Source organism: Buttiauxella selenatireducens (assembly GCF_031432975.1).
Lineage (GTDB): Bacteria > Pseudomonadota > Gammaproteobacteria > Enterobacterales > Enterobacteriaceae > Buttiauxella > Buttiauxella selenatireducens.
The window spans coordinates 1,635,674-1,648,643 of sequence record NZ_CP133838.1; the positions used below are offsets into that span (position 1 = coordinate 1,635,674).

Below are 12,970 nucleotides of genomic sequence, written 5' to 3' on the forward strand. Positions count from 1 at the left end.
TTGATGAATACGCCCCGTCGCCTGAGTGCGCCACTGCTCGGTTTTATGCTGGCGGGGTGCGGCACGTTGTCTAACGTGGCACCTGTTGCTGAGGTGCCGCAAAAAGCACAGCGCGCGTGTGGTTTTCCTTCAAGCCGCGATATTAACCATTGGTTGCCCACGCTGGTTGAACAGCAATCGCCCGGGATGGTCGTTGGGGTCATTGATGCAAATAACCAACGCCATTACTGGCAATTTGGTGTCACCGATACGACGCACAAACATCCCGTCAATGAACAGACGCTATTTGCTGTCGGTTCACTGAGTAAAGGCATGACCGCCGAAGCGACTGCGGTATTAGTGGCGCAGGGGCGACTGCATTGGTCTGATACGCTTGAAACCTTAATGCCGCCGTCGGTGCCGTTAAGTGCCGATGCAAAGAAAATCACGCTTTTGCAACTGGTCACCCATACCTCCGGTTTACCCCGGCAGAATATGGATTTACCCATGTTGACCGCTTTTATTCGTTATCTGGGGAATGGCGAGAATTTTTACTCTCATCTCGACAGTGACGAAGTGGTGGCCGATCTGGCTGATTTTTCAAAACCAGGCAGCACCGAGCCCCATTACTCGAACCTGGGTTATGCGGTGCTGGATTATGTTTTGCGTTATCAAACCGGGCAGCGTGCCGACCAACTGGTGCAAACGCTTATCTTCGAGCCTTTGAGGATGCAGAACAGCAGTTTTACGCCGCAAAAACTCAAAAGCTACCCGTTGCGTGCCATTGGCCATGCGGGCAGCCAGCCAAAGTTTATTCCGCGTGGGCAAGTGGTGCCTGACTGGCAGTTTTCCGGCAATATGCTCGGGGCGGGTGGTTTGTATACCGACACGGCCGATTTGCTTACGTTTGCCGCCGCGCATCTTGAAGACACCGGCAATGCCACGCTGGATAACGCTATCCACGAAACGATGCAAATCTATTACCCGCGTGACAAAGAAGCCGCCAACATTGCCTGGGTGACGGATACGTATGGCGAGCAAACCATCACTTTCCAGGTCGGTTATATTGGCGGCTACTCCAGTTATATTGGTATTGATCGGAAGAATCATTTCGCCGTCGTCGTTTTGCAAAACAGCTTCACCTGGCAAAACAACCTTGGACACAGTGTGTTACGTCAAATGTTCGAGGAGCAGCATCAAACCGCGACGTGCCGCGCGCCAGTTTCAGTCTAACGCTTTGTTATTTTTGTAAATTTTAGTGATTGTAAAACTTGTTGCGGAAGATCAAAAAACACGGTGAAAAAGCCCGGCTAGCCTATTATTTATCCATACTATAAGTGTGTGTTATCAGTTCTCATCACACAGGGGGATAAATGTATGACTGGGGAGTCACTCAAGCGCGATCTCTTGAAAAAGATGATTATCGCCAAAATAGACGTAGCCGCTTATCTCTCGTTGAGAAAAGCGAAAGGCTATATGTCTGTGAATGAAACCGAGCATCTGCGGGATAACTTGTTCGACTTGTCTACTGAGTACCGTGAAAAGTCTTTACGCCTCAAATCCCATCTTAGCGAACAAGAAATGGCGAGCATCCATCAGGGAATAAATGCGATATCGTCAGCCGCCGTTTGCCTGATGACCGGGTGTCACGATTGCCCGCAATATATCGCCATTGATGCCGATAAACTGGAAAACTGCCTGCGGCAACTTTCCGCCAGCTTGAAAGATATTATGGGTCACCAGCTGGCAGTCGAAAGTTGAAATTTCGAGGGGAGGCAACTCCCCTCTGGTAAAGTTTTTGTAAAACTCCCATTTCTGAATGTCTTGAAAGCTAACCTTATCGGGTAGATCCGAAAAGGAGAATGCTATGCCACGGCTGCCGTTCCGCTCATTCATTACCGCGTCTTTACTGCTCTGCGCAAGCGTTACGCTGGCCGCTGACGTTAAGGTGCAGGTGCTGCAAAGTAAGCTCGACCATCCCTGGTCGTTAGCTTTTCTGCCCAATAATCAGGGGATGTTGATTACGCTGCGCGATGGGCAATTACGTCGCTGGCAGCCTGGGGAAGGGCTAAGTGATCCGATTGTCGGTGTGCCAAAAGTTTGGGCGCATGGGCAGGGGGGCTTGCTGGATGTGGTTTTGGCACCAGACTTTGAAAAAAGTCGCCGCGTCTGGCTGAGTTTTGCGGAGGCCAACAGTGATGACCAGGCCGGAACGGCCGTTGGCTACGGCACGCTGAGCAGCAATATGCAGCGTCTGGAAAACTTCAACGTCGTCTTCCGCCAGATGCCAAAACTTTCGACCGGTAACCATTTTGGCGGACGGATGGCGTTTGATGGCAAAGGTTATTTGTTCATCGCGTTGGGTGAAAACAACCAACGCTCGACGGCGCAGGATTTGGATAAGCTGCAGGGTAAACTGGTGCGTCTGACGCAAAACGGCGATGTGCCACCCGATAATCCCTTTGCCGGTAAACAGGGTGCCAGAAGTGAGATCTGGTCGTATGGGCATCGTAATCCGCAGGGCATGGCGTTTAATCCCGCCAATGGGGAATTGTGGCTCAATGAACATGGCCCGCGCGGCGGAGATGAAATCAACGTGGCGATGCCGGGCAAAAACTATGGTTGGCCAATTGCTACGTGGGGCATTAATTACAGCGGATTGCCGATCCCAGAAGCAAAAGGTGAAATTGTGGCGGGTACCGAACAACCGCTTTATTACTGGAAAGTCTCACCCGCTGTGAGCGGTATGGCGTTTTATCACGCCGACAGATTCCCACAGTGGAAAGGAAAGCTGTTTGTGGGGGCGCTCAAAGAGAAAAACCTGATTGAGCTGACGCTCTCTGGCGACAAAGTCCAGGCTCAAAAACGGTTACTCGATGACAGAGGGGAGCGAATTCGTGATGTGCGCGTCGGCCCGGACGGTTATCTGTATGTCCTGACCGACGAATCTGACGGGCAATTACTGAAAATCAGCCCTGCGAGTTAGTTTTTAACTCAGTGGAATCATGACGATTTTCTTGAACGCCGGGCGCTGGGTCAGTTGCTGATACCAGCGTCGCAGGTTAGGGAAATCATTCCACTTGATATCGAGATTGAGCAGGTTGTAGATACTTGGCGCCAGCGCAATGTCGGCAGCACTGAATTCATCGCCACCCAACCACGGCTGCTTCGCGAGCTCAGCATCCACGATGGCAAACAGTGAATTACACTGAACGATGCTATCGGCAACCAGCTTTTCATCGCGTTGCTCAGGTGCGACGCGTACCAGGCTGATAAAGACGCCACGATGCGGGCCAGCAAGCGACGTTCCCGCCCAGTCCATCCATTTTTCACCGCGCGCACGTGCCGCAGGTTCTGCAATCCATAGCGACTCTTTGCCATACTGCGCCGCCAGATAACGCACGATGGTATTGGACTCCCACAATGTCAGGTCAGTGGCGTCGTCGTGAATACACGGCACCAGCGCATTTGGGTTCATCGCCAGATATTCCGCGTCATGAGTTTTGCCAAACTTACCGCCAGCCGGAATCGAGCGATATTCCACGCCCAGCTCTTCCAGGCACCACAATACTTTCTTCACATTCGTTGAATTGTCTCTGCCCCAAACTGTGATCATTTTGTTTCCTCATTGTTAGTTTGCACTTCAGTATGCCGTGCGCTGGCGAAGAAAACAGCACGTAAGCTCAACAGCGGGTAAAAATCTTATCAACGTGGCGGCAAGTCGCGCAGTTATCGAATAAACTTAAAAAACTTTACCAACGTTATGTTTCTTTAAGCGATTCCACAGGCTAGTTTACTGGCAACTTGAATTTTCGGGTAACGACGCGCGTCGTGACTTTTTTAGAATGGATACTGGGTGGTGTTATGAAAACTTTGCAAATCCCTGCTTCGCTACGATCATTACTCGCAGGTACGACCCTGCTGTTGATAGCCGCGCCTGCGGTGAGTGCAGAACAGACTGCTGACGCACCGCAAGTTGATGCTAAAGCCTGGATCTTAATGGATTACGCCAGTGGCAAAGTGTTGGCGGAAGGAAATGCCGACCTCCAATTGGACCCGGCGAGTCTGACTAAGCTGATGACCAGCTATGTGGTTGGCCAGGCCATCAAAGCGGATAAAATCAAACTGACCGACATGGTTACCGTCGGAAGAGATGCCTGGGCCACCGGTAACCCGGCGTTGCGCGGTTCTTCGCTGATGTTCCTCAAGCCGGGCGATAAAGTCTCGGTTGAAGATTTGAATAAAGGCGTGATCATCCAGTCCGGCAACGATGCCAGTATTGCGATTGCAGATTATGTCGCGGGCAGCCAGGATTCGTTCGTCAGCCTGATGAACAACTATGCGCAGAAGCTGAACCTGAAGAACACCACCTTTAAAACTGTACACGGTCTGGATGCGCCAGGGCAGTTCAGTACCGCGCGTGATATGGCGTTGCTGGGTCAGGCATTGATTCACGACGTGCCAGAAGAGTACGCCATCCACAAAGAGAAAGAGTTTACCTTTAACAACATCAAGCAGCCGAACCGTAACCGCTTGCTGTGGAGCTCGAACCTTAACGTTGACGGCATGAAAACCGGCACCACGACGGGCGCAGGCTACAACCTGGTGGCATCCGCAACCTCTGGCGACATGCGCTTAATTTCCGTGGTGCTGGGAACCAAAACCGACCGTATTCGTTTCAACGAAAGTGAAAAATTGCTGACGTGGGGCTTCCGCTTCTTTGAAACCGTCACGCCGATTAAACCGGATGCCACTTTTGTTACGCAACGCGTATGGTTCGGTGATAAAAGCGAAGTGAATTTGGGGGCGGGTGAAGGTGGCTCAGTCACGATTCCACGCGGCCAACTGAAGAACCTGAAGGCCAGTTTCACCCTCAATGAGCCGCAACTTACCGCTCCGCTGAAAAAAGGCCAGGTTGTGGGCACTATCGACTTCCAGCTTAACGGCAAATCAATCGAGCAGCGCCCTCTGATGGTGATGCAGGCCGTGGAAGAGGGGGGCTTCTTTAGCCGTATGTGGGACTTTGTGATGATGAAGTTACACAGCTGGTTCGGCTCCTGGTTCGCTTAACCTTTACCAGTTGAGTTCAATATTCTCTGACGCGGCGTAGTCAACAAACGCCGCGTCAGGTTTTTCGTTGCTGATAATCAAGTCAAAAGCAGAGACGGGCCCCATGCATGCAGCGCGGACTTTGCCAAATTTGCTGCTGTCCACCACCAACACTCGCTGCTGTGCCATCGCTAACGCCCAGTGTTTTACCGGCAATTCATCCAGATTAAAACAGGTCGCCCCATGGCGGATGTGGATCCCTGCCGCGGAGAAAAAAGCGATATCCGGGCAAAAGTTATTCAGGCATTCCTGGAAATTAATCGGTTTGAAAATCGCATTGCTGGCGTGAAATTCACCGCCGCTCAAAATAACCCGACAGCCCGGTTTGTCCTGCAACGCCAGAAATGTGTTTAACGAATAGCAAACCCCGGTGAATTGCAGATCGTCATCTATGGCTTCGATGATGTACGGCGTCGTGGTGCCACAGTCAAAAAATACCGTTTGATGCGGGCGCACCAATGCCGCTGCCAGACGCGCAGCATGGCGCTTTTCCTCGATGCGGCGGGTTTTCTGATCGCTTAACAGGTAGTGATTGGCGGTGACGCTACGGGGTTCGAGAACCACATAACCGCCTAACAGGACAACCGGCCCAGCGTCATTGCTCAGGTCACGGCGAATAGTCATTTCAGAGACACCCAGCAAAGCAGACGCTTCTTTCAGGTGAATTTTGTCGCTGCGTTTAAGCGCCTGAATCAGGCGGTTGATGCGTTCGTCGCGCCGGGTTTCCATAATGTGCAACTAAACCTTTTTGTTCCCTCTCCTGGGGGAGAGGGCTAGGGTGAGGGCGTTATTAAACGCATATTACCTTTGCAAAAACACTTAGTCACGCACCCAACCCTTGCGGATGAACGGGGCAAAACAGAAACGATATGCCTGATGCAGGCGCGCGTATATCTGCTTACCGAACAGGTTCCATGTCATTTGAGCCAGCAGACAAGAACACAGGCCCACCAGTAAACCCCCGAGCATATCCAGCGGCCAGTGTACGCCGAGGTAAACACGCGACCAGGCAATGGCGCAGGCGAGGACAAACAACACCAACCCAGACCACACTCGGTGCCAGAGCAAAAATGCCAGTGCGAAGGTGAAAATCACCGTGCCATGGTCGCTTGGGAAAGAGTCGTCCGGGGCATGATGGAGAAAGTTGTAGCCAAACCCGCTAACAAACGGTCTGTCATGCGGAAAGATATGGCCAATAATCCAGGATAACGACACGCAAATAAGTAGAGCCATCGCGGTCTTGATGATCATCATTCGTTGGGCGGTCATTTGTTGGCGTTGGCCCCACAACCAAAGAATGGCAATCAGCAGTGGTACGATGCTTATCAAATCTTTGGCGATAAAAATCGCAATCTTTATGAGCCACTCAGGGGATTGCGGCGTGGCGTTAATCAGCAAGAATAGTGTCTGATTGAGTTGTTCGATCATAACGATTTGGGTTCCTTAACCTGCAACAGGAAAAACAGCGTCATTACGCCAAAATTAAGAACGGTGAAAAGTAAAACCGCAGCGGCAGGCGGTAAATCAGTGGTGTCTCATTTGTCATGCCATTGCTGATAAAACTCAGGCTTTCGGGGCCAATCTAAGGGATTGAGGGTAAACAGAGGATATTAAGAAAACCTTAAACAACAGCACAATCACTTGGTATATCCAACAATTCACTATCTACCACGCAATCAATTTATTACACTTCGAGCGTTTTCTTTTCTCTTGAGTTTCTAATGCAAAATAATAAGCGATTGGGTCGCCAGGCACTGCTGTTCCCGCTGTGCCTGGTACTCTATGAATTTTCTACGTATATCGGTAATGACATGATCCAGCCAGGCATGCTGGCGGTGGTCGAGCAGTACAACGCGGGAATCGAATGGGTGCCGACATCCATGACGGCCTATCTGGCGGGCGGCATGTTTTTACAGTGGCTGCTTGGGCCGCTATCAGACCGTATTGGCCGCCGTCCGGTGATGTTGACCGGCGTGGTGTGGTTTATCGTCACGTGTCTTGCCACGTTGCTGGCACAGAACATTGAACAATTCACCATCCTGCGGTTCTTGCAGGGGGTCAGCCTGTGCTTTATTGGCGCGGTGGGGTATGCCGCAATCCAGGAATCCTTTGAAGAAGCGGTGTGTATCAAAATCACGGCGCTGATGGCGAACGTGGCATTGATTGCGCCTCTGCTTGGCCCGCTGGTGGGGGCCGCATGGATCCACTACGCACCGTGGGAAACCATGTTTGTGCTGTTTGCGGTGCTGGCAGCGTTTTCGTTTTACGGATTGCACCGTGCGATGCCGGAAACCGCGACGCGTCTGGGCGAGAAGCTGTCGCTGCGTGATTTAGGCCATGATTACAAACTGGTGCTGAGCAACGGGCGTTTTGTCGCAGGGGCGCTGGCGATTGGTTTTGTCAGCCTGCCGCTGTTGGCGTGGATTGCGCAATCGCCGATTATCATCATCAGCGGTGAAAAGCTGTCGACCTATGAATACGGTTTACTGCAGGTGCCGATCTTTGGCGCGTTGATCCTCGGGAACTTGGTGTTGGCGCGTTTAACTTCACGCCGTAGCGTGCGTTCGCTGATTATTATGGGCGGCTGGTGGATTGTGCCGGGTCTGGTAGTGGCGGCCGTCGCAACCGTGGCGTCCTCTCATGCGTACCTGTGGATGACCGCCGGGCTGAGTATTTACGCCTTTGGCATCGGCCTTGCTAACGCAGGCCTGGTACGCCTGACGCTGTTTGCCAGCGACATGAGCAAAGGCACTGTATCCGCCGCGATGGGCATGTTGCAGATGCTTATTTTCACCGTTGGTATTGAGGTGAGTAAGCATGCTTATCTGTTTGGCGGCAACGGCTTGTTCAGCCTGCTGAATTTGCTGGGGGGCGTTATCTGGCTGGGCCTGATGTTTGCTTTTTTGAAAGATAAAAGCGTGGGTAACAGAACGGATAGTTAAGCGGGTATTTGATAAAAAACGGCTTCCCTAAGTGGAGGCCGTTTTATTATTCACGTAATAAATGAACGCTGGTTTATTTATATTAATTTCTTGGGTGATAATAGTTAATTGTCCATTATAGTTGTTTGTTCTAATTACTTTGGATGATATGGCGCAGTGAATTAAATAACCGCTCATTTAGTATGGCTGTTTTTAATTGTGAGCGAATGTCATGACCGAAGAATACAAGGATGGGCCGTTCGGGATTTCTCGTCGGCATTTTGTCAAAGCCAGTACAGCACTTGCTGCTACCACGTTTTTTTATAATCCCTCCGCCCGTGCCGATGGCACCGGAACACCCGCTACAGGCGATACGTCACCTGCCGATGAGCGCGTCGTGCCTACCTGTAGTACCTTCGACTGCGGCGGTAAATGCGATATTCGGGCGCATGTGGCCGGTGGCGTTGTCACTCGTATTACCACGCTTGCGGACGATGAATTAGATCCGGAAATGCCCATTATGCGTGCCTGTGTGCGTGGCCGTGGCTACCGTAAATTTGTTTATCATCCCGACCGCCTGAAATATCCCATGAAACGCGTCGGCAAACGCGGTGAGGGTAAATTTGAGCGTATTAGCTGGGACGAAGCGACAACATTAATTGCCGATAATCTCAAACGTATTACCGCCAAATATGGTCCCGCTTCCCGTTATGTTCACGTAGGGACAGCAGTGAGCGGCGGCACGTTCTCCGGCGACAGTATGGTGCGCCGTTTGTTGAACCTGACGGGGGGATATTTGCAGTATTATCATTCCGTCAGCATGGGCAACACCGCAGCCGCCACGCCATACACCTACGGTGTCGCCGCCAGCGGCAGCAGCCTTGATACACTCAGCGAGACGCCGTTGGTTATCCTGTGGGGCCACAACACCACGGAAACGATCTTCGGCCATAGCAACCACTACTATCAGAAGATGAAGCAAAACGGCACGCGCTTTATCGTTATCGATCCGCGCTATTCCGACACGGTTTCGTCGCTTGCAGACCAATGGATCCCACTGCGTCCTTCCACCGATAACGCGCTGATGGACGCCATGATGTACGTGATCATCAGCGAAAACCTCCACGATAAAGCCTTTATCGAACGCTACACCCTGGGCTTTGACGAAGCGTCGATGCCGGAAGGCGTTCCTGCCAACGAATCGCTGGTGGCTTATTTAATGGGGGCCAAAGACGGTATCAAGAAAACGCCGGAATGGGCAGAGCCGATTACCCATGTCCCCGCACAAACCATCCGCCAACTGGCGCGTGATTACGCAACCACCAAACCCGCAGCGTTAATTCAGGGTTGGGGACCACAGCGCCATAACTGCGGCGAACGCACCGCTCGTGGTTCTACGATTCTGGCCACCATTACCGGGAACGTCGGCGTTAAAGGTGGCTGGGCGGCGGGTTATGGCGGTGATGCCAGCCGCAAATTTACCACTGGCCCGGAAATGCCGGATAATCCGGTCAAAGAGAAAATCTCAGTGATGAACTGGGTGCAGGCCGCAGACGACGCCAGCAAAGTCACGCCGCAGGATGGTTTGACCGGGGCCGAAAGCCTCACGAGTAATATCCGCATTTTGTTCTCTCACGCCGGAAACTATCTCGCCAACCAAAATCCGGATATCAACCAGACGGTGCGTGTGCTGGAAGACGAGTCAAAAATTGAGTTCATCGTGGCAAGCGATCTGTTCCTTACGCCGAGCGCCAAATATGCCGATCTGCTGCTGCCGGAAACCAGCTTTATGGAACGCTGGAACATCGGTGAAACCTGGGGTACCGCAAGCTACCTGATGCTGTCAGAAAAACTGATCGATGCCCCGTTTGAAACACGCACCGACTATGACTGGCTACGTGAAGTGGCGGCGAAACTGGGCGTCGAGCCGCAGTTCAGCCTCGGGCGTGATGAAAAGCAGTGGATCGAGCAAATCTGGGAAGCCACGCGCAAATCGATGTCGGACGAAAATCTGCCGACTTTTGAAGCGCTTCAGGTGCAGCGCCATCATCTGTTTAAGAGCAAACCTAATATCGCTTTTGAAGATAACATTCGCGATCCGCAGAACCACCCGTTCGCCACGCCATCGGGCAAAATCGAGATTTTCTCTAAGCGCTTGTATGACATGCAGCACCCGGAAATCCCTGCACTTTCCCACTATGTTCCCGCGCATGAAGGGCCAGAAGACGCCCTTGCAGAAAAATATCCTCTGCAACTGATTACCTGGAAAGGGAAAAACCGCGCCAACTCCACTCAGTATGCCAACCCGTGGCTGCAGGAAGTGCAAACCCAAAAGCTGTGGATCAACCCGCTGGATGCTGAAAAGCGCGGTATTGCCCAGGGCGACAGCGTGCGCATTCACAACGATCGCGGCGTGAGCCTGATTCCTGCGGAAGTCACGCAGCGCATTATGCCAGGCGTGGTTGCGCTACAAGCCGGAGCCTGGTGGCAGCCGGATGCGAACGGCGTGGATCACGGCGGCTGTGCCAACGTGCTGAGTTCGTCGCGCATCACCGCGCTGGCGAAAGGGAACTCACATCAAACGATGCTGGTTGAGGTAGCAAAAGCATGAGTAAATTTATCGAACACCCGCCGGTCAGCAACAAGCAGCTCGGCTTTTTCATCGACTCCTCGCGTTGCTCCGGCTGCAAAGCCTGCCAGGTTGCCTGTAAAGACAAAAACAACCTCGAAGTGGGCCGCCGTTTTCGCCGCATCTATGAAGTCAAAGGCGGCGGTTTTACACCAACGGGGCAGGGCGGCATGGTGAATAACGTTTTCGCCTATACGCTGTCGATTTCCTGTAACCATTGCAGCGACCCGATCTGCACCAAAAACTGCCCAACCACGGCGATGCATAAACGCCCCGGCGACGGCATCGTGCTGGTGGATACCGACAAATGCGTCGGCTGCGGTTACTGCGCCTGGTCGTGTCCGTACGGCGCACCGCAAATGAATAAAGCCACCGGTCAAATGTCGAAATGCGATTTTTGCGTTGATCTTCAGGCCAAAGGCGAGCAGCCGATGTGCGTTGCCACCTGTCCGTTAGGCGCGATTAAATTCGGGCCGATTGACGAACTGCGGGCGAAGTACGGCAACGTGAGCGACGTCAAAGGCTTACCGGATTCATCCATCACGCACCCGAATCTTGTTATCAAACCGCACCAGGGTGCAGAACAGGGAAGTATCTAATCATGCAAGAATGGCCACTTATTGTTTTTACCCTGCTGGTGCAGGCCTCCGTGGGGGCGACGGTGATGCTGTCGTTATTCCTTTTCTTCGGCAAAAACGCGTTGACCCGCGTTGAACTGCGTCGCTATGTGCTGCCGGTTCTGCTGTTTGCGGTAATTGCCGCCGCCCTTGGCCTTACAGCTTCCACGCTGCATCTTGGCTACCCGCTCAATGCTTTTAATGCGCTGCGTCATGCGGAAAGCTCCTGGCTGAGTCGGGAAATTATCTTCGCCAGCCTCTATCTGGCGGCAGTTGGATTTGCCGCGTTGTTAGCGCTGTTCTGGCGACGTATTTCGCTGCTGCTGTTGCTGCTCGCTTCGGTGCTGGGGATTATTGATGTGTATTGCATGGGGGCAATTTACGTTCACGCCTTCGTTGCGACCTGGATGCACTGCAACACCTGGGTGATGTTCTTCGGCACGCTGATAACGCTTGGCGCAACCATGGGTTTGTGGGGAATTGCGGCATGTGTGCGAATGGGCGAAAAAATCCGTCGTCCGGTTGCTACCTGGGCGCTGATTGCGTTGGTGGCTGCCACGCTGATTCGCCTGCTGGAACAGATGAGCTATTTCAGCTACCTCGCAGACAGCCGCCAAAACCTGGCGGTGACGTTCCCTCATCAGCCGCTGGAGGCTTTCGCCAGTCTGCACACAACGTATCTCACCGCGTGGATTGTGCTGATTGCGGGTATCGTGCTGCAAAGCCAGTTCCTGCGCGCCCGGGGAAGCAAAGCGGTTCTTACTCTGGGATGTGTGGCGGTTGTGGTGGCGGAAATCATCCTGCGCGTTGTTTTCTTCAGCATTAACTGATGTTCGATCTCCTGCTCAACGCTCGCCCCTGTGTGGGGCGGGCCTGTTTGCATCATCAGTTACGCCACAGTAGCTGCCAGGCGTGTCTGGATGTTTGCCCGATTGGGGCTATCAGGCATGACAACGGCAGTCCGTCGATCGATGCAGATACATGTACCGCTTGCGGGAATTGCACCTTTGTTTGCCCAACTTCGGCAATCGAAAACCTGGCGACGACCGAACGCCATTTCAAAGGGGCAACCCTAACCACGCCCTTGAGCGTTATCGCGCCGACGGTTGAAGAATTGCTTGTCTGGCACACGCAACACGCTATCCGTTCGGTTGAGGTCGATATCGAGTCGGCTCCGGGCTGGCTGGTAGCGCTGGCAGCACTTAACCTGCGCCTTAAACAAATGGGTGAAACGGGCTGGATGGTCCTTTCCCCTGAGCAGAAACCCGTTAATTCCGGGCGCAGGAGTTGGTTGCAAATAGACAAGAGAGAAGGGAGCGCAATCCGTGTTTTACCTGGCCGATTTCTGTACAAAAGCAGTTTCGCACTGACTGTTGATCAACACCGTTGTTACCTGTGCGGCGCATGTTCCCGCATTTGCCCAAAAGCGGCTATTGAAATCAGCGAGGAAGCGTTTGTGATTCGACACTCGCGATGCAGTGGCTGTGAAGCCTGTACCGATGTGTGTTTGCCGCGGGCTTTGACGCTTGAAGCGAATGTTCAGTCAGAGGTAACAGCGTTGCCGCTTGAGGTCGTGCGTTGCAAGCGTTGTCAGAAGCCATTCATGGCGTGGTCTGATTTAGTTGATGAATGCCCGATTTGTCAGCGGCATGATTTTGGTATGCGTGAGGCGTAACAATGTTACGCCTCACGGTTTCAGGACTTCAGTACGTTAC

At 52.7% G+C, this 12,970-nt stretch carries 12 protein-coding genes; 9 read left to right on the top strand and 3 right to left on the bottom strand.

Annotation, left to right across the window (positions count from 1 at the left end; translation table 11 throughout):
• Positions 1 to 3 precede the first annotated feature (3 nt).
• From RHD99_RS07595 to RHD99_RS07605, 3 genes are all read left to right on the top strand, one after another.
• Positions 4 to 1,212 carry a serine hydrolase domain-containing protein gene (locus tag RHD99_RS07595; protein ID WP_309878209.1) on the top strand — a complete coding sequence of 403 codons (1,209 nt, stop codon included), beginning with the start codon at positions 4 to 6 and terminating at the stop codon, positions 1,210 to 1,212.
• Positions 1,213 to 1,356: 144 nt separating this feature from the next.
• Positions 1,357 to 1,740, top strand: coding sequence for a biofilm formation regulator BssR (locus RHD99_RS07600; protein WP_309878211.1), 384 nt, complete (start codon positions 1,357 to 1,359; stop codon positions 1,738 to 1,740).
• Positions 1,741 to 1,846: 106 nt separating this feature from the next.
• Positions 1,847 to 2,965, top strand: a complete 1,119-nt coding sequence (locus tag RHD99_RS07605; protein ID WP_309878213.1) for a PQQ-dependent sugar dehydrogenase — start codon at positions 1,847 to 1,849, stop codon at positions 2,963 to 2,965.
• A gap of 3 nt (positions 2,966 to 2,968) precedes the next feature.
• On the opposite strand, the gene RHD99_RS07610 is transcribed toward RHD99_RS07605, so the two are convergent.
• Positions 2,969 to 3,595, bottom strand: coding sequence for a glutathione S-transferase family protein (locus RHD99_RS07610; RefSeq protein ID WP_309878215.1), 627 nt, complete (start codon positions 3,593 to 3,595; stop codon positions 2,969 to 2,971).
• A gap of 248 nt (positions 3,596 to 3,843) precedes the next feature.
• Here RHD99_RS07610 and dacC point away from each other — a divergent pair, with 248 nt between their 5' ends.
• Positions 3,844 to 5,049, top strand: coding sequence for a serine-type D-Ala-D-Ala carboxypeptidase (gene dacC / locus RHD99_RS07615; RefSeq protein ID WP_183269899.1), 1,206 nt, complete (start codon positions 3,844 to 3,846; stop codon positions 5,047 to 5,049).
• 3 nt (positions 5,050 to 5,052) lie between these two features.
• Here the strand turns inward: dacC and deoR are convergent, their stop codons facing one another.
• Together deoR and ybjG are read right to left on the bottom strand one after the other, a co-directional pair.
• Entirely contained in the window at positions 5,053 to 5,817 is a 765-nt protein-coding gene (deoR, locus tag RHD99_RS07620) for a DNA-binding transcriptional repressor DeoR (RefSeq protein ID WP_183269898.1), read from the bottom strand.
• 90 nt (positions 5,818 to 5,907) lie between these two features.
• A complete protein-coding gene (ybjG, locus tag RHD99_RS07625; RefSeq protein ID WP_309878216.1) occupies positions 5,908 to 6,516 on the bottom strand; it encodes an undecaprenyl-diphosphate phosphatase in 609 nt (202 codons plus the stop codon).
• A gap of 293 nt (positions 6,517 to 6,809) precedes the next feature.
• Here ybjG and RHD99_RS07630 point away from each other — a divergent pair, with 293 nt between their 5' ends.
• The 5 genes from RHD99_RS07630 to RHD99_RS07650 all read left to right on the top strand — a co-directional run bounded on the left by RHD99_RS07630 (position 6,810) and on the right by RHD99_RS07650 (position 12,930).
• Positions 6,810 to 8,030 carry an MFS transporter gene (locus RHD99_RS07630; RefSeq protein ID WP_309878217.1) on the top strand — a complete coding sequence of 407 codons (1,221 nt, stop codon included), beginning with the start codon at positions 6,810 to 6,812 and terminating at the stop codon, positions 8,028 to 8,030.
• A gap of 211 nt (positions 8,031 to 8,241) precedes the next feature.
• A complete protein-coding gene (locus RHD99_RS07635; protein ID WP_309878219.1) occupies positions 8,242 to 10,620 on the top strand; it encodes a DMSO/selenate family reductase complex A subunit in 2,379 nt (792 codons plus the stop codon).
• On the top strand, positions 10,617 to 11,237 hold the full coding sequence (locus RHD99_RS07640; protein WP_309878221.1) for a DMSO/selenate family reductase complex B subunit: 621 nt from the start codon (positions 10,617 to 10,619) through the stop codon (positions 11,235 to 11,237). The genes RHD99_RS07635 and RHD99_RS07640 overlap by 4 nt, the downstream gene beginning before the upstream one ends.
• A 2-nt stretch (positions 11,238 to 11,239) precedes the next feature.
• On the top strand, positions 11,240 to 12,085 hold the full coding sequence (locus tag RHD99_RS07645; RefSeq protein WP_309878223.1) for a dimethyl sulfoxide reductase anchor subunit family protein: 846 nt from the start codon (positions 11,240 to 11,242) through the stop codon (positions 12,083 to 12,085).
• Positions 12,085 to 12,930 carry a 4Fe-4S binding protein gene (locus RHD99_RS07650; RefSeq protein WP_309878224.1) on the top strand — a complete coding sequence of 282 codons (846 nt, stop codon included), beginning with the start codon at positions 12,085 to 12,087 and terminating at the stop codon, positions 12,928 to 12,930. The genes RHD99_RS07645 and RHD99_RS07650 overlap by 1 nt, the downstream gene beginning before the upstream one ends.
• Positions 12,931 to 12,970: the final 40 nt, after the last annotated feature.